We start from the raw sequence: 20,149 nt of genomic DNA on the forward strand, positions 1-20,149 counted from the left end.
TGCTCCGTTCAGCGGCTTGACGGGAGTCCCTGTGTCGATCATCCACGTCAGCGACTGCTTCCTGCCGCGCCTGGGCGGCATCGAGGTCCAGGTGGCGGGTCTGGCCGAGGCGCAACGACGCGCGGGCGCGGAGGTCCACGTGATCACCGCGACCCGCGCCGCCACCCGGCCGCCCGGCTACACCGTCCACCCGGTGGCGATGCCGTTCGGGCCGCCGATCCACCTGCGTGCCGGGCACCACCTGGACCGGTTGCTGGGGTCGTTGGGTGCGGACGTCGTCTACGTGCACGTCGGCGCGGTGTCGCCGTTCGCGTGGTCGGGCATCCGGTCGGCGCTGGGGCTGGGACTGCCGACGGTCGCGGTGGTGCACAGCATGTGGGACCCGGCGGTGCGCCGGTGCTACCGGGCGCTGGACCGGGTGGACGGGTGGTCGCGGTCGCCGCTGGTGCTGGCCGCGGTCTCGACGGCCGCGGCGGCGCGGGTGCGGTCGGCGTTGCCGGGAGAGGTCTTCGTCGTGCCCAACGGCGTGACGCCGGCGCTGTGGCGGGGGATCCCCGCGCAGCGCTCGGGCGGGCCGGTGCACATCGTGTCGGTGGGCAGGTTGGCGTCGCGCAAGCAGCCGCTGCACTTGTTGGCCGTGCTGCGGGAAGTGTTCTCGGCGGTCGGCGGGGTGCGGGCGACGCTGGCCGGGGACGGCCCGGAGATGGGGGCGGTGCGCCGGTACGTGCGGCGGCACGGCATGGACTGGGTGAGCCTGCCCGGTCGGCTGGACCGCGAGGCGGTGGCGCGCCTGCTGGCGTCGGCGGACGTGTTCGTGAACCCGACGGTGTGCGAGGCGTTCGGCTTGGCGACCCTGGAGGCCCGGACGGCGGGGGTGCCGGTGGTGGCGCGACCGGGGACGGGCGTGGCGGACTTCGTGCGCGACGGCGTGGAAGGGCTGCTGTCCGACGACCTGGCCGCGGCCCTGGTGCGGTTGGCGTCCGACCGCGGCTTGCGCACCCGGATGGCGGCCCACAACCGGTCCACGGACCCACCGTGCACGTGGCCGCGGGTGCTGGAGGCTTTGGAGGCGTGCCGGGAACGGGCGGTGCGCGGCGGAGTGCTCAGGGGGTGAGGTCGGCGAGGTCGAGGGTGATCGGGACGGGGGAGGCGGTGATGGTCTCGGGGCCTTCGGTTTCGAGGATGTTCTCGGCTTTGTAGAGCCCGTTCTCCAGGCGGAAGGCCGTCATCTGCATCGCGTTGAGCTTCGGTCGCCTTTCAACGCCCCAGAAGAACGGCACGCCGGCGTTGGCATAGCTCGCCATCTTCGTGTCGCGCTCCGCCGTGCGGTTGCCGGGTGACCACACCTCGACGGCGAGCCGCACCGCCTCGGCCGGGAACGAGACCCCGATCGGCTTCCGGTCGAGCACCACGATGTCGGGGATCAGCGCCGTGCGCAGAGGTGTCGAGATCCGCACACCGACACCTTGAACGACGTGCAGGTCAGCGCGCCCGTCGGACTCGACGGCCTGGTACAGCTTCATGTACAGGCGCCCGCCGGCGTGCTGGTGGGTGCCCGACGGCGGAGGAGTCACGAACAGGTACCCCATGATCAACTCGATGCTCGACCCGTCCGGAGCGGGATCCAACTCCAGCCAGTCCTCGATGGTGTGCGGCCCGAGGGTCGAGCGCGGTGGGTCGTACTCGGTCGGCGGTTCACAGCCGTACTCCGGTGCTGCGGACACGGATGGACCTCCTGCTTCGTCTTCCCTCACAGCGTCCCACTCTCCACCAAACGGGTGAGATCGCAACAGAACCGCCACCATCGGATCAGCGGTGACGGCATCGGGGTCGAGGCCCGCCCCCACCGCGACGGCTTCGACCGGGAACCGGTCGTCGAGCGGCCCGCTGTCGAGCGCCGCCGGGTCCCGGAACGGCAGAACGGCCCCCACCGGCGGAAGGAGGTGGGGGCCGTTCGTTGTGCTGCCTGGTACCGCCGGACCTGCTACAGGTCGAGGGTCCAGGTGTCGATGTAGCCCGTGTCCTGCGAGTAGACGTCGCGGACGCGCAGCTGCCAGTTGCCGTTCGCCGTCTCCGCCGACAGGTTCACCGTGTACGTCGCGTCCACGTTGTCCGCGCCGTCCGAGCCGCTGGACACCTTGAGCTGCTTCACCGCGCCGCTCGGCGTGATCAGGTCGATCGCCAGGTCACCGCGGTACGTGTGCTTGATGTGCACCTCGACCGTGGCGGTGGCGCTCGCGGCGCCCGCGCAGTCGGTGATCGCGATGGTGCTGGTGGCGGTGCCCAGGTCGGGCACGTTCACGTCGGTCGCGTTCGTCTTGGGCGCGCAGCCGGTGGGCGGCGGGGTGGTGCTGCCGACCAGGCGGAGGAGCTTGTTCGGGGAACCCGTGCCCGCGTTGCCGACGACGCCGCTCGTCGCGCCGTTCACCAGGGCGTCGCGCACCTGCTGCGGCGTGGCGGTCGGGTTGGCCGCCAGGTACACCGCCGCCGCGCCGACGACGTGCGGGGTCGCCATCGAGGTGCCGCTGATGGTGTTGGTGGCCGCGTCGCCGGTGTGCCAGGCCGACGTGATGGACGAGCCCGGCGCGAAGATGTCCAGGCAGGTGCCGATGTTGGAGAACGACGAGCGCGCGTCGGTGTTCGTCGTCGACCCGACCGTGATGCCCTCGGTCGTGCGGGCCGGGGAGGTGTTGCACGCGTTCGCGCCGTTGTCGTTGCCCGCCGCGAGGCCGTAGGTCACGCCGGCCGCGATGGAGTTGCGGACGGCCTGGTCGACCGTGGCGTCCGCGCCGCCGCCCAGCGACATGTTCGCCACGGCCGGCTTCGCGGCGTTCTGGGTCACCCAGTCGATGCCCGCGATGACGCCCGCGTACGTGCCGGAGCCGGAGCAGTTCAGCACCCGCACGCCGACCAGCTTGGCCTTCTTCGCCACGCCGTGCTTGGTGCCGCCGACGGTGCCCGCGACGTGCGTGCCGTGGCCGTTGCAGTCGGTGGCGTCGTTGTCGTTGTCGACGGTGTCGCGCCCGGAGACCGCGCGCCCGCCGAAGTCGGTGTGGGAGAACCGGATGCCCGTGTCGATGATGTAGGCGGTGACGCCCTCACCCTCGTTCGGGTAGGTGTAGGAGTTGTTCAGCGGCAGCGCCGCCTGGTCGATGCGGTCCAGGCCCCAGGACGGCGTCGGCGACTGCGTGCCGGAGATCTTCACCTCGGCGTCCTGCTTGACGTACTCGACGCTCGGGTCCGCGGCGAGCCGGCGCGCCTGCGCCTCGCTCATGGTCGCGGAGAAGCCGCGCAGGGCGCTGGTGTAGGTGTGCTTCACGGAAGCCTGGTACTTCGCGCTCAACGTGTCGGCGCTCGCCGCGCCCACGTCCTTGAGCACCACGATGTAGCTGTCCTTGACCGCGTTCGGCGCGTCGAGGCCGAGGATCTCGCCCTCGGCGGCGCCGGCGGTGAACGTCGTCAGTGCGGCGGTGACGGCGAACGCGGTGCCGGTGGCCAGGCCCGCTCCGGTCACCCGCCTCGTCCAGGACGCGCGAGAGTCTCGCATCGCAGGGGTTCTCCTCTTCGCAGGGTGTGCGCCCGGGAGGATCACCGCGGCGAGACCGCCCGGACACGGTGAGTCAGTTCCTAGTTCGCCCTGCGGTGGGAGCGCAAGAATTCGCACCGAATACGAGCCGGTCGGCCTCTCCACAGTATTGACCCGGCCTGTGAACGAAATGCTGCGGAGAGTGACTGGACGGAGAAAGAAAAACGTGCCCCGGACCAGCCGGCCCGGGGCACGCCAATGCTGCTCGGAGGTCAGTCGCCGCGCCGGACCGCGCCCAGGATCTGCTGCTCACCGGGCGTGGTGACCAGCCGCAACGGCCGCCACAGGTTCGCGCCCAGCGCGATCACCTGGTCGTCCTTCAACGTCGTCAACTGGTGCGCCATCTGCGGCGGCAACCGCCAGATCTGCGCCGCCAACTGCGCCTGCCCGACCGGCAGCCGCTGCAACAGCACGAGGTCCGCGGAATTCGCCGTGCCGGACGCCTGCGGGTGCAGGTAGGGCAGCACGTACATCGTCGTCTGCCACGGCGAGCGCGGCGGGAACAGCTCCTGCGGCACGTGCCCGCCGTCGTGCACGACGAGCAGCGGCGCGTCCTCCGACGGCCGCGGCAGGTCCACCGGGGAGAGCCGGCGCAGCTGCACGGTCGGCGCGGGACGCCCGTCCGGGCCGGTGCCCGCCGCCCGCACCACCGGCTGCCACGCCTGCGGCCGGCCGGTCGCGACGGTGATCCACGCGCCGGTCGCCATCGCCCGCAGCGCGATCTGCCGCGCCAGGTACAGGCCGCCGACCACGACCATGCGGGTCGGCGCGGACCGCAGCACCGAGATGGTCAGCGGCTCGCCCTGCAGGCCCGAGCCCAGCACCATGCCGCCGCGGTCGCCCGACGGGCTGACCACGTCCAGCAGCTGCGGCGCGACCAGGAACTCCGGCGCGACGCCGCGGCCCTGGCCGGTGTCCAGCAGACGGCTGTTGCTCACGCGACACCTCCGAGCGGCAGGGTGGCGGCCAGGCCCGCGACCTGGAGCCCGTTCAACGGGGTCAGGGTGATGTCCAGCTTGTCCGCCAACGCCTTGAGCCGGTCGTCCGCGCGGTCCAGCTCGGCCGGCGTCCGGGCGGACACCCGCACCAGGCCGCGCAGGCCGACCTGGCCCTGCTCGCTGCTCGGCGAGATCGTCATGGACAGCGTCGAGGACAGCGCCCGCACGCCGGTCAGCGCGTTCAGGTTGTTGCGCATGCCCTTCGCGGGCCAGCCGGTGATCGCGTAGGACGCGTGGCCGACGCCGCCCGCGGTGACGCCGCCCCACTTCTCGCGCAGCGACACCGGGTTGTTCGTGCCCGCCACGGAGGTCAGCTCGGCGGCGGAGATGCCGGCGCGGATCAGCTCGTCGGAGTCCAGCGGGCGGATCGTCACGCCGGCGGACTCCAGGGCATTGCGGACGCGGGACAGCGCGCCGATCAGCGCCCGGTGCGCGCCGACGACGCCGCCGCCGCGCTCCCGGATCGCCGCCGCGCACCGCTTCGGGTCCAGCCGCACCGCGATCCACGTGGTGCGCCGGGCCGCCGCGGGCAGCGGGCCGAGCACCTCCATGTAGGAGTTGAGGGCCGGGGAGTTCGCGGGCAGCGCCGCGGAACCGGGGTAGCAGTGCCAGATCACCGAGATGGCGTCCAGCACCACGCCGCGGTCCTCCAGGCACGGCGCGAGCGCGCCCAGCGGCAGCGACGGCGCGGTGCCCACGGCGTTGATCAGGCCGGGCGCCGGGTCGACCAGCAGCACCGCCGTCCACGCGCCCTGGTGCCACGCCAGGCCCAGCGGCCGGCGCTCGTGGTCGGTGCCCTTGGCCACCACCAGGTCCGGCACGGCCAGGCGCAGCAGCGCCACGCGCGGGTCGTCCGAGCCGATGACCGAGGCCTCTTCCTCCGACGGCGGCTTCATCTCCACCGGGCCGCCGCGCTTGGCGGAGCGGCTGTGCGAGCGGAGGTTGTAGCGCACGACGAGGCCGATCCACTGGGTCAGCCAGCGGCCACGCGACCGGGTGAACGCGAGGATCAGCGCGATCAGCACGATCCCCCCCGCCGTGTAGAGCAGGGCGGGGGCGATCTCGTCACCGGTCGTGCCGACCGCGAGCAGGATCAGGCCGACGGCGACGCCGACTTCGAGGACAACCAGGTTGGCGACCGGCAGCGCGCCGAGGCTCGCCCCGGTCGCGCGCCGACGTGCCCGGAGCAGGGCGGCGCGCACGCCGCCGCCCGGTGGCTGCGCGGGACCGCCGGGGCCACCAGGGCCGCCGGGGCCGCCCTGCGGGCGGGCCGTGGCAGGGTGCGGTTGACCCGGATGTGGGGTGGTCACGGACATCCGATCTGGTTCTCTTTCCCGTCGGCGTTCGGCGGGTGGACCGACCGGGTCTGACCAACCCGCACACGCGCCACCCGCCGTCCGGCTATCGTGCAGACCGTACCGCGACTGGGAGAGCAGCGAGCCGAGAATGGCATCAACACCCACCACCAAGTCACAGGTCCAGGCCTACCGCTTCGTGCTGCGCAGGATGCAGTCCGCCCTGGTGCGCAGAGACGCGGTGATGCTGCACGACCCGATGCGCACGCACTCGCGTGCCACCGCTGTGGGTGTGATCCTCGGCGTGATCGGGCTCATCGGCTTCCTCGTGTTCGGCTTCTTCTCGCCGGACCCGCGGCTCGACGACGAGACGCAGATCGCCATCTCGAAGGAGACGGGCCAGGTCTACGTCGTCCGGCAGGGCGGCACGAAGCAGCTGATCCCGATGACCAACCTGGCCTCCGCCCGACTGCTGATCCTCAACCAGTCGAACCCGGACAAGGCGCAGCAGATCGGCGGCGGTGACGCCCAGGCGGGCCAGGTCAACGCGGCGCCGCAGGTCGCGGGCGGCGAGCCGAAGCTGGTCAGCGAGAAGGCCCTGGCGAAGCTGCCCAAGGGCCGGCTCACCGGCATCCCGGACGGCCCGGACGTCCTGCCCGCCAAGCCGGAGGACCGGATCGGCGCGGAGTGGTCGGTGTGCGACACGCTCGACCTCGACGAGTCGCTGAACAACCCGACGTCGAAGAACAAGTTCGAGACGACGGTCATCGCCGGCATGAGCGGCGGTTCGCTGCTGGACGGCAACAAGGCGCTGCTGGTCAAGGCGGGCACCGACGACAAGCAGGCCTACCTGATCTACAAGGCCCCGGTGAACTCGAAGATCACCTCGACGTCGACCGTGCGGGCCAAGGTGGACCTGACCGACCCGCAGGTGCAGAACGCGCTGAACCTCAAGGGCAAGACGGTCCGCGCGGTCAGCGCCGGCCTGCTCAACGCCATCCCCGAGGCCAAGCCGCTGGAAGCGCCGAAGATCACCGGCGCCGGCGAGAACGTGACCTACCTCCAGGGCGTGCCGGGCCTGAAGGTCGGCCACGTGATCGAGGTCGAGCGCACCGGCGCGGACTCCGAGTTCTACGTGGCGCTCAAGGACGGCCTGCAGAAGATCAGCCGCGCGGCCGGCGACCTGATCCGCGCCGACAACGAGCAGGGCGCGCCGAAGGTCGTCAACATCGCGAAGATCGACACCAAGGAGCCGGCCGAGAAGCTGGACTTCCTGGACTACCCGGCCGAGGTGCCGGACGTGCTGGAGCCCAACCAGAACAACCGGGTCGTGTGCCTGGGCTGGCGGGCGGAGAACGTCAACGCGGACAACCGGTCGCAGCACACCCAGGTGACCATCGCGCCGTCCCTGCCCGTGCCGACCGACGCGGTCGCGGTGAACATCAACCAGGTCGGCGCGACCGGCGAGGCCGTGAGCAAGTTCATCATGGCGCCGGGCAAGTCGGCGGTGGTGCGCGCCGCGACGTCCACGCAGGACTTCAGGAGCGGCCCGATCCACCTGATCACCGGTCGTGGCGTGAAGTACGGCATCCCGGACACGCTGATCGCGGGCGCGCTGGGGCTGGGCGACCAGTTCGTGCCGGGCCCGGAGTCGATCCTGCGGTTGTTGCCCAACGGTCCGCAGTTGAACCGCAACGACGCCATCCGGAGCTGGGACTCGATCCCGGTCCCGAAGAACGTCGGCTTGCTGCCCGAGGAGCAGGCCAAGAAGGCGTCCGGCGGCTGAGCGGTGCCGGACGGCGCGCCGCCGGCGGGCTTCGGCGAGCCGCCGGCGGGCTTCGGCGAGCCGCTGGTGGCGGGCTGGGCCCTTCGGCGGAACCCGGGGGCGTCGGGGACCGTCACACCTGACGCTTGAGGGAGGTGTTCGGGTGTACGAGGCACCACGTCCCCCGGTCGCGGGGTCCGGCAAGGTCAGCGTCGACGCGCGCTGGGTCGAGTTGTACGCGCAGCGCGTGGACGAGGCGGCGGAGGAGTTGGCGCGGGCGCGGGATCGGTTGCGGTCCGCCCCGGTGCGACCGCACAGCTTCGGCGAGCTGGGCAAGACCCTGCGCACCTCCGAGGCCTACACCCGCGCGGCCGGGATGCTGAACCAGCAGCTCGACCGCGCCTGCGAGGTGCTGTCGGCCGCGTCCAAGGGGCTGCACGCGGTGGCCGAGCACTACGGCGGCCAGGAGGACGAGGCCGCCGCGCTGATCAAGAAGGCGCACCGCCGCCTGGAGGACTCGCGATGAGGGGCAAGGACGGCCGGCAACTGGTCGCCGAGGTCGGCGCCGAACTGGACTACCTGGCCGGCATCAGCCGCCGGCTCGGGTTGCAGGACCTGGTGGCGGACTACTTCGAGCCCGTCGTCGGGTCCTGGAACGACCTGCACGAGGAGGCCGAGCGCTGGCGCGCGGCGGGCCTCGTCGCCGAGCACGTGACCCGCGACCTGACCAAGCCGCTGGGCAAGCTCGACTCCGCGTGGCAGGGCCGGGACGCCGAGTCCTTCGTGGCGCACATGCAGTCCGTGGGCCTGGCCGGGCACGACATGTCCGACGCCATGCACGCCATGGGCGACGCCCTCGACCAGACCGCCGACGGCATCCGCGGCATCGTCGAGGACATGGCGCGCGTGTACGCCGAGGCCGCCGACACGGTGTCCGGCGCGGCGGCGCTGCCGTTGGACGGCGACCGGCGCGTGGTCGAGGTGCTGGACGAGCTGCGGGACCCGGCCAAGGAGCTCTACGAGTCGGTCCGGGACATCCTGGAGGCGTTCCTGCGGCTGTGCGACGGGGTGTCCGGCGAGAACTCCGACTTCGCCGACGTGAAGATGGAGCACAAGTACCCCGAGAAGGACTGGACGTTCAGCGAGCCCAAGAAGGCGACCGCGCCGCCCGCAGGCGGCGGGGGCGCCGCCGCGCCGCCCGCCGCGACCGAGCCCGCCAAGGCCGGTGGCGGTGGCGTGGGTGGCGGTGGCGTCGGTGGTGGGGGCGTCGGTGGCGGTGGCGTCGGCGGAGGTGGCGGTGTGCCCGGTGGCGGTCTCCCGGGTGGGTCGCCGGCCGAGCGGCTGGGCTCCGGCGGGTACACGACCGTGCAGGAACCCCGCACGTCCGAGGCGGGTCCGGCCCCGGCGGCGGCTGCGGCGTCCGGTGGTGGCCGCGGCGGTGCGCCCGCCGGCGCGGGCATGGGCATGATGGGCGGCGGCATGATGGGCGGCATGGGCGCCGGCGGCCAGCAGGGCGGTGACAAGGAGCACAAGTCGAAGTTCCGGATCACCGGCACCACCGAGGAGTTGCTCGGCAAGCCCAAGAAGACCGCTCCCCAGGTGCTCGGCGAGGACTGAGGACCCCGAGGACCGGGTCCCCGAGACGGCGAAAGGGCCGCTCCCACGACGGGAGCGGCCCTTTCGACTTCGGTCAGAGCACCGAGCGCTTCACCGGGACGGCCGCCTTGCGGGCCCGGTTGCGGTTCACCGTGTGGACGATGAACAGGGTCAGCAGGAGCAGGCCCACGCCGCCGCCCGTGCCGGACAGGGCCACGATCAGCGGCGTCGGGTCCGGCGGGTTCAGCGGGTCGAGGTTGGTCAGCACCTGGGACGGCTGGACCGGCTTGAAGTCCTTGCGCTCCGACGGGAGCTCCGCGGTCAGGGCCGCCACCGGGTTGATCATGCCCGCGCCGACCTTGTTGTCCCGGCCGCCCGGGTTGCCCGGGTGCTGGGCGGTCGCCTTGATGCGGTCCATGACCTGCTTGGCGCTCAGGTCCGGGAACCGCTCGCGGACCAGGGCCACCACGCCGGCCACGTACGGCGCGGCGAAGCTGGTGCCCTGGATGCGGGTCGGCCCGCTGGGACCCTCGCTGGAGTTGGTCAGGCCCTGGCCGCGCGGGTCCAGGGTGACGATGTCCTCGCCCGGCGCCGCGACGCTGACCCACGGGCCCCACACGGAGAACGACGACACGTTGCCGGTCTGGCCCACCGAGGCCACCGACAGGACGTTGTCGGCGTACCACGGCGGCGAGGCGACGATGTTGACGTTGTTGGGGTCCTCGTTGTCGTTCTGGAGGGAGCAGCCGTCCTTCTGGGTGAAGTTGCCGGCCGCGGTGACGATCACGACCTGCTTCTCGTTGACCGCCCAGTCGATCGCGGCCTGCAGCTCGCGTTCCTGCTGGCTGGGCTCCTGGGGCTGGGCGCAGGAGGTCAGCGAGATGTTGATGACCTTCGCGCCCTTCTCGGCGGCCACCACGATGGCCTTCGCGAGGGTGCCCACCTTGCCCGCCGAGTCGCGGTTCTGGCTCTTGTCGGTCGGGTGCTCGAACTTGAAGTTGCTGCTGGTGTGCCGGATGGCGAGGACCTCCGCCTCCGGCGCGGCGCCCACGAACCCGGTCTCGTCGTCCCGGCTCGCCGCCGCGACGCCCGCCACCTCGGTGCCGTGGCCGTCGCAGTCGTCCACGCCGTTCTTCTCGGTCTCGACGTAGTCGCCGGTCGGGGTGACCCGGCCCTTCAGGCGCGGGTGCTCGTTGACGCCGGTGTCGATGATCGCGATCTTGACGTCCTTGCCGGTGGCGAACCGGTGCGCCTCCTCCAGGCGCAGCTGCATCTGGCCCCACGGCCGGTTCGGGATCGTCTTGTTCCCGGTGTTGGAGGCGATGCAGATGTTCTTCTGGGTGTAGGGGACGTCCTCGACGGGCGGCTCGAACGCCGGGCGCAGGCTCCGGTCCACCGGGGGCGGCACGGAGTTCGGCCGGGTCGGGGCGGGCGTGGTCGTCGGCTGGGCGATCGCGCCGGGGGTGGTGACCAGGGTCAGCGCCACGGCCACCGCGGCGGCGGACTTCCGAGTCGTCGTCCGCATGGCTCAGGCCGGGATCAGCTGGCGCATGGCGACGTACAGGTCCATCACGGCCAGCGCGAGCGGCAGCACGATCGCGATCAGGATCGCCTCCAGCACGTCCACCGTGCGGCGCAGCACCGGCGAGAACTTCTGGCCGGGGAAGATGACGCCGAGCACCAGGGCCGCCGCGCCGACCAGCACCAGCGTGCCGAACACGAACAGCAGCCGGTTGTCCAGCGAGGACTGCACGAGCCAGCCCAGCAGCACGCCGGCCGCCGCCACCATGCCGCTGACCAGCAGCGCCACCGCCTGCGCGCCGTTGGCGTAGGCCCGGCCGCGCAGCATCAGCACCAGGGCCACCGTGACCGCGAGCATCGGACCCCAGATGGTGCCGTCGCCGGCGGCGATCACCGCGAACACCGCGGCGGTGCCGCCGCAGCCGATGATCATGCCGGTCAGGTACTCGTGGGCGTTCGCGGTGCGCCGCTCGATCACCGCGTACTCGGGGAAGCCGGTGTCCTCCTTGAGGTCCTCGGCACTGCCCGGCACGGTCGGCAGCGGCAGCTTGGCCAGCTGGATGGTCAACCGGGGCAGCGCGGACAGCGCCGCCAGGGACACCGCCGCGGTCGCCGCCGCGATTCCCACGATCGGGTGGTCCACGAAGATGCCGATGAGGAACGCGAGGCCGCTCAGCGCGCCCGCCGTGGCCGCCGCGATGAACACGGTGATGCCGCGGCCGATCAGCAGGATCGCCGCGCTGGCGAAGATCAGCACCAGGACGCTGGCCAGCAGCAGGTTGGGCCGGCCGATCGCGCCCGGGACGGTGTAGAGGCCCGCCACGTACGCCATGGGCAGCCCGCCCGCGCTCGCGATCAGGACGCCGGTGCCGACCGCGTTGTAGGAGCGGGAGATGACCGCGCCCGCGGCCAGCGCCACGATCGCCATCGCGCCCGCGCAGATCGCCGGCCACAGGCTCGGGCCGCCCGCCAGCGGGCCGGACAGCAGCACCGCGACGGCCGCCGCGATCAGCGCCAGCGCGCCCGCGATGTGGCCGTACTTGCGCGCGGTGTCCTTGGTCCACGGCCGGAAGCTGTCCGGGTCCGACTCGGCGATCGCGTCGACCACGTCGTCGTACAGCGGCGGCGGCGGGTTCTCGTTGCGCTTGCGCAGCTGGAGCAGCTCGCCGTCCACGACGCCCAGCGAGGCCAGCGTGCGGCTCGGGTCGAGCGGGCTGTCGCCCAGCTTCGCCAACGCCCACCCGCCGTGTCGCACGCCACCGTCCGGAGTGGCCTCCTTGGCCATGTCCAGCAGCATCGGCAGCAGGTCGGCCACCGCGACGTCGGCGGGGAGCGCGACGTCGATGCGCGTGCGCGGCGCAACCACCGTCACCCGGCTGAACACCGTCGTACCGGTCGCCACCAGGGCCCCCTAAGTCCTCTTGCGTGTCTGCGTGCCGCCCCGACCTTATTGGCTCGCTCGACGCGCCGGCCGGAGGGGCGGGACACAGTATGGCCGGAACGGGTGACCGGAGGAGGGCCGTTCCGGCGAACACGTGCGACGTGGATTTCCCGGACCCACCTTCGTGGCGGGTTCCGATGCGCCATAGTGTCGGGTGCGGCGCCCCCGCTCGTCGGCGCCCGCCGTGACCTGCCGGGTCGCGCACCCTGCGTGTTGGTTCGAGAGAGTGTGAAGAGGTGCCTGTTAGGTGAGCACGTTGCAGTTCAAGCGCACGGCACGCCTCGCTGCTCCCCGTCCGCCGGGCGGTGAGGTCCACCTCGAACCGCCGCCCGAGGTGCCCCGGATCATCCCCGGCAACATCATGATGAAGGCGATGCCGGCCGTCATGATCGTGTCGTCCGTCGGGATGATGGTCCTGATGTTCACGTACAGCAACAAGAACCCGGCCGCGATGATCATGCCCGGCATGATGATGATCTCGACCATCGGCATGATGGCGGGCGGCATGGGGTCCGGCAAGGGCCAGAAGAAGGCCGAGATGAACGAGGACCGCAAGGACTACCTGCGGTACCTCGGGCAGATGCGCGACCGGGCCCGCGAAGCCGCCAACGAGCAGCGCGCCGAGCGGGAGTGGGTGCACCCCGACCCGCAGATGCTGTGGTCGCTGGCCACCACCCGCCGCATGTGGGAGCGCCGGCAGAACGACCCCGACTTCTGCCACCTGCGCGCGGGCCGCGGCTCGCAGCGCCTGGCCACCCGGCTCGTGCCGCCGCAGACCGGCCCGGTCGAGGAGCTGGAGCCGATCGCCACGCTGGCGCTGCGCCGCTTCGTGCGCGCCCACTCGCTGGTGCCCGACCTGCCCATCTCGATCGCGCTGCGCGGCTTCGCCGCCGTCGGCCTGCTCGGCGAGACCGACGCCAAGCGCGGCCTCGCCCGCGCGCTGATCGCCCAGATGGCGACCTTCCACTCCCCGGACGACCTGCTCATCGCCGTCGTCACCACCGGCCGCACCAAGGCCGAGTGGGAGTGGATGAAGTGGCTGCCGCACGTGCAGCACCCGAACATCGTGGACGGCATCGGCCAGATGCGGATGATGGCCGGTTCACTGACCGAGGTCGAGCAGATGCTCGACGAGCAGCTGCGCGACCGCCAGCGGTTCACCCGCAACGCGCCGCCGCCGGCCGACCAGCCGCACATCGTGATCCTCATCGACGACGGCGACGTCACCCGCGAAGAGCAGATCATCCTGGAAGAGGGCCTGGTCGGCGTCACCCTGCTCGACCTGTCCGAGTCGCTGGGCAACCTGACCGCCCGGCGCGGCCTGCGCCTGGTCATCGAGGACGACAAGCTGGGCGCGCGCAGCGCCAGCGGCGTCGAGTGGTTCGGCGCGCCGGACTGGCTGTCCGTGGTCGAGGCCGAGGCGCTGGCGCGGCGGCTCGCGCCGTACCGGATCGGCGGCGTGGACGCGGGCGGCGGCGACGAGGACCCGCTGTCGATGTCCAACAACCCGCCGCTGATCGAGTTCCTGGGCCTACCCGGCGACCCGATGACCTTCGACGTGCAGCAGGCGTGGCGGCCCCGGCCGGTCCGCGACCGCTACCGCGTGCCGTTCGGCATCGGCGAGTTCGGCCAGCAGGTGGAGCTGGACATCAAGGAAGCGGCCATGGAGGGCATGGGCCCGCACGGCCTGTGCATCGGCGCGACCGGTTCCGGCAAGTCCGAGTTCCTGCGGACCCTGGTGCTGGGCCTGCTCGCCACGCACTCCTCGACGTCGCTCAACATGATCCTGGTCGACTTCAAGGGTGGCGCGACGTTCCTCGGCCTGGACAAGGCCCCGCACGTCGCCGCGACGATCACCAACCTGGCGGGCGACCTGACCCTGGTCGACCGCATGAAGGACGCCATCGCGGGCGAGGTCGCGCGGCGGCAGGAAGTCCTGGCCAAGGGCAACTACAAGAACGTGTGGGACTACGAGAAGGCACGTGAGAACGGCGCCGACCTCGACCCGCTGCCCGCGCTGTTCATCTGCATCGACGAGTTCTCCGAGATGCTGACGGCCAAGCCGGACTTCATCGACATCTTCCTCCAGATCGGCCGCGTCGGCCGGTCGCTCCAGATGCACATGCTGCTCGCGTCGCAGCGCCTGGAAGAGGGCAAGCTGCGCGGCCTGGACACGTTCCTCTCGTACCGGATCGGTCTGAAGACGTTCTCCGCCGCCGAGTCGCGCGCCGCCATCGGCGTGCCGGACGCCTACGAGCTGCCGCCCATCCCGGGTTCGGGCTACCTGGGCGTGCAGGGCGCGCCGCTGACCCGGTTCAAGGCGCTGTACGTGTCCGGCCCGTACCGGCCCGCCGGCATCCAGGTGGCCGGTCCGTCGGCCGTGGTGTCCAGCGACAAGCGGCCCCGGTTCTTCGTGCCGGACTACATCGAGATCCCCAAGGAGCCGGTCAAGCCGGTCGAACCGGTCAAGCAGGAGAAGGAGAAGGAGGACAGCAACGAGCCCAGCGAGCTGGAGGTCATCGTCGGCCGCCTGGTGGGCCAGGGCCCGCCGGCGCACGAGGTGTGGCTGCCGCCGCTGAACGAGCCCCCGTCGCTGGACACCCTCCTGCCGCCGCTGCAGACCACCGAGGACCGCGGCCTCACGCCGCCCGGGTTCTTCTCCAACGGCAAGCTCCAGGTGCCGCTGGGCGTGGTGGACAAGCCGTTCGAGCAGCGCCGCGACCTGCTGTGGGCGGACTTCTCCGGCGCGGCCGGCCACGGCGCGATCGTGGGCGGTCCGCAGTCGGGCAAGTCGATGATGCTGCGCACGATGATCACGTCGATGGCGTTGACGCACACCCCCGAGGAAGTGCAGTTCTACTGCCTCGACCTCGGTGGCGGCACGCTCGCGTCGCTGGAGAACCTGCCGCACGTCGGTGGCTTCGCGTCCCGTCTGGACGTGGACAAGGCCCGCCGCATGGTGGCCGAGCTGTCCGGCCTGATCTCCGAGCGCGAGGTCCGGTTCCGCGCGCAGGGCATCGACTCGATGGTCGAGTTCCGCAACCGCAAGCGGCGCGGCGAGATCCGCGACGACGACTTCGGTGACGCGTTCCTGGTCGTGGACGGCTGGATGAACTTCCGGCAGGAGTTCGAGGCGCTGGAGCCGCAGGTCCAGGCGCTGGCCGCGCAGGGTCTGTCGTTCGGCGTGCACGTGGTCGTGGCCGCGAACCGCTGGGCGGAGATCCGGCCCGCGATGAAGGACCTGTTGGCCACCCGCTTCGAGCTGCGCCTGGGTGACCCGAGCGAGTCGGACGTGGACCGCAAGGTCGCCGTCAACGTGCCGGCGGGTCGGCCGGGCCGCGGCCTGTCGCCGCAGAAGCTGCACTTCCTGACCGCGCTGCCGCGCATCGACGCGTCCTCGGACGCGGAGAACGTGGCGGCGGGCGTGCAGGACATGGTCGCGAAGGTCAACGCGGCCTGGCGCGGCCGGCGGGCCCCGCAGGTCCGGTTGCTGCCCGACCTGCTGCCGTACCCGGAGTTCATGGCCCAGGTCCAGCAGCTCAACCCCAACCGCGGCCACCTGGTGCCGATCGGTGTCAACGAGGACGAGCTGGCGCCGGTCTACCTGGACTTCGACGCCGACCCGCACTTCATGACCCTGGCCGACGGCGAGGCGGGCAAGACGAACATGCTGCGCACGATCGTGCGCGGCATCATGAGCAGCTACACCTCGCAAGAGGCGCTGATCATGCTGGTCGACTACCGCCGCACCATGCTGGGCCTGATCGACACCGACCACCTGTTGTCCTACGCCGTGTCGTCGGCCCAGCTGACCGACATGATCAAGGACGTGCGCGGCTCGATGGCGGGCCGGCTGCCCGGCCCGGACGTCACGCAGGAGCAGTTGAAGAACCGGTCGTGGTGGAAGGGCCCGGAGCTGTTCGTGATCGTCGACGACTACGACCTGGTCGCCCCGCAGGGAGCCCAGAACCCGCTGGCCCCGCTGGCGGAGTTCATCCCGCAGGCGAAGGACGTGGGCCTGCACATCGTGGCGGCGCGGCGCATGGGTGGCGCGTCGAGGGCGATGTACGACCCGATCCTGGGCAAGCTGAAGGAGATCTCGGCCCCGATCATGGTGGGCTCCGGCTCGAAGGAGGAGGGCGCGATCGTGGGCAACCTGAAGCCGTCGCCCCAGGCGCCGGGCCGGGGCACGCTGGTGACGCGGAAGTTCGGGCAGCAACGCATCCAGTTCGCCTGGATCCAGCCCGACTAGCCGGAACTGCGGAAGGGGCCACCTCTCGTGTGGGAGGTGGCCCCTTCGCTTTGCCTGCTCGACGCACGGCGGGTCGTCCCCCGCGTCCCCCGCGTCCCCGCGTCCGGACACGCCGGAAGGGGCCGCCCAGCGCGTGGGGCGGCCCCTTCCGGACACCTGCGGACCCGACCCGCGGACATCCGCACGGGGGAGCGCACGGACGTCCGCGGGTCGTGGTGGTCACCGGCGAGCACGTCGGAGCCCGGTACGTCACCCCCCTTGTTCGACGACGCACCCGAAACCCCGACTCCCCGGCCCGGGACCGCGGCACCCCCCGTGTTGCCGACCGCCGTCCCGACCCCGGAATCCGCCCCGCGGTGAACGCTGTCCACTGTGCCCGGTCCCGCTCACACTCGACTCACGCCGCCGGCCGATGCGCCGGGGGTGGGCGGGTGTGGCGGGGAGGTGGGACCCGGGGTCGGGGGTTCCAGGTCCCACCTCCGCGCACGTGATCAGTCCACGGGGTGCTTCCGGGCGATAGACCACCTCCTTCGGAGCGGGACCGACTTCGTCCCGCGTCGAATCGTGTCGGCCGGGCCTCACACCCCTGTCACGCGGACCTCACGCGCACCCCGGCGACCGGCCGTAAACTGTCCCCCGCTCGGAGGAGGGATATGAGGACTGCGTTCAAGGTGCTCGGTCCCCTCGCGGTGTGGCGCGACGGCGAGCCGGTGCCGGTGCCGGCGGGCCGGGCCCGGGTGCTCCTGGCGTCCCTGCTGCTCAGGGCCAACGAGACGGTCTCCGTGGACACCCTCGTGGAACGCCTGTGGGACGGCGCGCCGCCCAGCCCGCACCGCGCCCGCGCCACCCTCCAGATGGTGATGACCCGCCTGCGCCAAGCCCTCGGCGACGTGAACGTGGTGCGCACCACACCCGGCGGCTACGTCGCCGACGTCGGCCCCGGCGAGTTGGACCTGCACGTCTTCCGCACCCTCACCGAGCAGGGCCGGTTCGCCGACGCCCTCGCGCTCTACCGGGGCGAGCCGCTGTCGGACGTGCGCTCCGACGTCCTGCACGCCGAGGAGGTCGAGCCGCTGCTGGAGGAGCGCCTGACCGTCCTCGAACGCCGCATCGACGCCGACCTGGACGCGGGCCGCTCCGCCGAGCTGGTCGCCGAGCTGCGCGCGCTGACCACCCGCCACCCGTTGCGCGAGCGGTTCTGGGGCCAGTTGATGCTCGCCCTGTCCCGCTCCGGCCGGCAGGCCGACGCGCTGGCCACCTACCGCTCGGTGACCCGGCTGCTGGACGAGGAGCTGGGCGTCCCGCCGGGACCGGAGCTGCGCGAGGTCCACCAGGCGGTGCTGTCCGGCGCGTCGCACGCCCCGGCGTGGCCGCTGCCCCGCCAGTTGCCGCCGGACATCGCGGACTTCGTCGGCCGCGAGGACCTGCACCGCGACGTGACCGCCGTGTTCAGCCCCGCGTCGGCCACCGCCGTGCCGATCGCCGTGGTGACCGGCCCGCCGGGGTCCGGCAAGAGCGCCCTGACCGTCCACATCGCGCACCGCCTGAGCGACCGGTTCCCCGACGGCCAGCTGTTCGTGCGCCTCGGCGACGGCACGCACCGCCCGCGCGACACCGGCGAGGTGCTGGCCGAGCTGCTCACCGGCGTGGGCGTCGGCCTGGCGTCGATCCCCGAGGACGTCGAGGCGCGCGCGGCGGCGTTCCGGTCCCGCATCGCCGGGCGCGCGGTGCTGCTGGTGCTCGACGGCGCGGCCGACGTGGACCAGGTGCGCCTGCTGCTGCCCGGCGGCGCGCGGTGCGCGGTCCTGGTGAGCAGCCGCCGGCACCTGACCGGCCTGCCGGGCGGCCGCGTGCTGCGCCTGGGCCCGCTCGACCACGACGACGCCCTGCGCCTGCTGTCCGGGATCATCGGCGCCGACCGCGTCCACCGCGAACGCGAGGCGGCGGACGCGGTCGTCGAGGCCACCGGCGGCCTGCCGCTCGCGCTGCGCATCGTCGGCGCCCGCCTGGCCACCCGCCCGAGCCTGCCGCTGAACGCGCTCGCGGTCCGCCTGTCCGACGAACGCCGCCGCCTGGACGAGCTGTCCACGGCGGACATGGAGGTCCGCGCCGGGTTCGAGCTGAGCTACGCCGCGCTGGACGACCACGTGGCGGTCGCGTTCCGCAGGCTGGGACTGCTCGGCCCGGTGGACTTCGCGGCCTGGTCGGTCTCCGTCCTGACCGACGGCGACGGCGAACGCCTGGTCGAGCACCTGGTCAACGCCAACCTCCTCCAGGAGGCGGGTGTCGACGCGACCGGCGAACCCCGCTACCGCCTGCACGACCTGCTGGCCGTGTACGCGGCGGAACTGGCCGCCCGGGACGACCCGACCGGGAACCGCGACCGCCTGCGCCGCCACGCCGAGGCCCTGCTCCTGCTCGCCGACAAGGCGCAGCACGACACCCGCGTCTACGTGGACATGCTGCCCATGCGGCCGGTCCACGTCGAGGAGCCCGCACTCGCCCACGACGCCGAACGCCTCACCCGCGGCGGCGCGGCGTGGCTGGTGTCCGAGCAGCGGCAGGTCGTCCGCGCCGTCGAGGTCGCCGCGGCCGAGGGCTGGCCGGACATCGCCGCCGACCTGGCCGACCGCGCCAGCCACCTGGACCTGGACGTGTTCATCGGCAGCGCCGGCATGGCCCGCCTGCACGCGTTGTCCAGCGCGAGCGCCCACGCGGCCGGCGACACGAACCTGGCTCTGCGCATGGAGCACCACCGCCTGAGCGAGGCCGCGAAGGACGTCGTGGACGAGGCCCTCATCGAGGACTTCCGCACGTGCGCCGAGGGCCTGGAGGAGATCGGCGACACCCTCACCCTGGCCTGCCACCTGGCCACGTGGGCGTACTACCAGTCGGTCTTCGACGGCAAGCCCGCCGTGGACCTGGCCGAGCGCGCCGCGACCCTGGCCCGCGAGACGGGCGACGACAGCGTCTACCTCTCCGCCCTGCGCGAGCACGCGTCGATGGTGGCGTGGAGCGGTCGCATGTCCGACGCCCTCCCGCTCTTCGAGGAAGCCGTCACCCTCAGCCGAACCCAACCGGACGCGCTCTCGGAGGCCCAGGTCAGCCACCGGATCTCGATGTACGCCCTGCGCAACGGAGACCTGGCCCTGGCGGCCGAGACGTCCCGCCGGACCCTGGCCCTGCTGGAAGGCGCCCAAGACCTCCGCGCGACGGCGTACGTGGTCAGCCACGCGTCCCGAGTGGACGCCGCGCTCGGCAACCACGACAGCGCCGTGGAACGCGCCCAACGCGCCTACGAGATCTTCACCGGCTTGGCGGAAGGCATCGGCTCCGCCACCGCGGCGGCCAACGTCGGCGAGAGCTACCTCGCCGCCGGCCGCCCGGCCGAAGCCGTGGCCTTCCTGGAGGAAGCGATACCGACCCACGAGGGCGTCGGCGCGTCCGAGGCGCTGGAACGCATGGCGGAAGCCCTGGCCAAGGCACGCCGGGCCCTGCGACCGAACTGAGCACCACCATCAACACCAGGGGGGAAGTTGATGACCGCGGAGCCCGAGGCGCCCCGTCCGCCGGCGGTCCGGAGCGAAACTGTCCACAGTGGACCGTCGTGGGACCGGGCCGGCTGGAGGACGTCGCCGGATCCGCTGTGAGCGCGCCACGGCGGTGGCGCAACTCCGGGTAGTGGTGCCGCGTCC

At 72.3% G+C, this 20,149-nt stretch carries 12 protein-coding genes; 6 read left to right on the forward strand and 6 right to left on the reverse strand.

Going from position 1 to position 20,149, the window contains the following annotated elements; genetic code table 11:
* The first annotated feature begins 31 nt into the window (after positions 1–31).
* Positions 32–1,114 (forward strand): glycosyltransferase family 4 protein, encoded by a 1,083-nt coding sequence (locus AB0A74_RS08780; RefSeq protein WP_358248240.1) that lies wholly within the window; start codon positions 32–34, stop codon positions 1,112–1,114.
* On the opposite strand, the gene AB0A74_RS08785 is transcribed toward AB0A74_RS08780, so the two are convergent.
* The 4 genes from AB0A74_RS08785 to eccE all read right to left on the reverse strand — a co-directional run bounded on the left by AB0A74_RS08785 (position 1,104) and on the right by eccE (position 5,900).
* The gene (locus AB0A74_RS08785) at positions 1,104–1,931 is read right to left on the reverse strand and encodes a Uma2 family endonuclease (RefSeq protein ID WP_358248241.1); all 828 of its coding nucleotides are present in this window, start codon (positions 1,929–1,931) and stop codon (positions 1,104–1,106) included. The genes AB0A74_RS08780 and AB0A74_RS08785 overlap by 11 nt on opposite strands.
* Positions 1,932–1,984: 53 nt before the next feature.
* Entirely contained in the window at positions 1,985–3,547 is a 1,563-nt protein-coding gene (locus tag AB0A74_RS08790) for a S8 family peptidase (RefSeq protein WP_358248242.1), read from the reverse strand.
* Between the two features lie 251 nt (positions 3,548–3,798).
* Positions 3,799–4,524, reverse strand: coding sequence for a hypothetical protein (locus tag AB0A74_RS08795; RefSeq protein ID WP_358248243.1), 726 nt, complete (start codon positions 4,522–4,524; stop codon positions 3,799–3,801).
* The gene (eccE, locus tag AB0A74_RS08800) at positions 4,521–5,900 is read right to left on the reverse strand and encodes a type VII secretion protein EccE (RefSeq protein ID WP_358248244.1); all 1,380 of its coding nucleotides are present in this window, start codon (positions 5,898–5,900) and stop codon (positions 4,521–4,523) included. The genes AB0A74_RS08795 and eccE overlap by 4 nt, the downstream gene beginning before the upstream one ends.
* 130 nt (positions 5,901–6,030) lie before the next feature.
* Between eccE and eccB the strand changes: the two genes are divergently transcribed.
* The 3 genes from eccB (at position 6,031) to AB0A74_RS08815 (ending at position 9,261) form a co-directional block, all read left to right on the forward strand.
* A complete protein-coding gene (gene eccB / locus AB0A74_RS08805; protein ID WP_358248245.1) occupies positions 6,031–7,665 on the forward strand; it encodes a type VII secretion protein EccB in 1,635 nt (544 codons plus the stop codon).
* A 142-nt stretch (positions 7,666–7,807) separates the two neighbouring features.
* Positions 7,808–8,170, forward strand: coding sequence for a hypothetical protein (locus AB0A74_RS08810; RefSeq protein WP_358248246.1), 363 nt, complete (start codon positions 7,808–7,810; stop codon positions 8,168–8,170).
* A complete protein-coding gene (locus tag AB0A74_RS08815) occupies positions 8,167–9,261 on the forward strand; it encodes a hypothetical protein (protein ID WP_358248247.1) in 1,095 nt (364 codons plus the stop codon). The genes AB0A74_RS08810 and AB0A74_RS08815 overlap by 4 nt, the downstream gene beginning before the upstream one ends.
* Before the next feature lie 73 nt (positions 9,262–9,334).
* Here AB0A74_RS08815 and mycP read toward each other — a convergent pair whose 3' ends face one another.
* Together mycP and eccD are read right to left on the reverse strand one after the other, a co-directional pair.
* Positions 9,335–10,765, reverse strand: coding sequence for a type VII secretion-associated serine protease mycosin (gene mycP / locus AB0A74_RS08820; protein WP_358248248.1), 1,431 nt, complete (start codon positions 10,763–10,765; stop codon positions 9,335–9,337).
* Between the two features lie 3 nt (positions 10,766–10,768).
* Positions 10,769–12,163 carry a type VII secretion integral membrane protein EccD gene (gene eccD, locus AB0A74_RS08825; protein ID WP_358248249.1) on the reverse strand — a complete coding sequence of 465 codons (1,395 nt, stop codon included), beginning with the start codon at positions 12,161–12,163 and terminating at the stop codon, positions 10,769–10,771.
* 286 nt (positions 12,164–12,449) lie between these two features.
* Here eccD and eccCa point away from each other — a divergent pair, with 286 nt between their 5' ends.
* Both eccCa and AB0A74_RS08835 read left to right on the forward strand, forming a co-directional pair.
* Positions 12,450–16,454 carry a type VII secretion protein EccCa gene (gene eccCa / locus AB0A74_RS08830; RefSeq protein ID WP_358248250.1) on the forward strand — a complete coding sequence of 1,335 codons (4,005 nt, stop codon included), beginning with the start codon at positions 12,450–12,452 and terminating at the stop codon, positions 16,452–16,454.
* 653 nt (positions 16,455–17,107) lie between these two features.
* Positions 17,108–19,963, forward strand: coding sequence for a BTAD domain-containing putative transcriptional regulator (locus tag AB0A74_RS08835; protein WP_358248251.1), 2,856 nt, complete (start codon positions 17,108–17,110; stop codon positions 19,961–19,963).
* The last annotated feature ends 186 nt before the right edge of the window (positions 19,964–20,149 follow it).

The sequence above is a fragment of the Saccharothrix sp. NPDC042600 genome (genome assembly GCF_040647305.1).
Classification (GTDB): Bacteria; Actinomycetota; Actinomycetes; order Mycobacteriales; family Pseudonocardiaceae; genus Actinosynnema; species Actinosynnema mutabilis.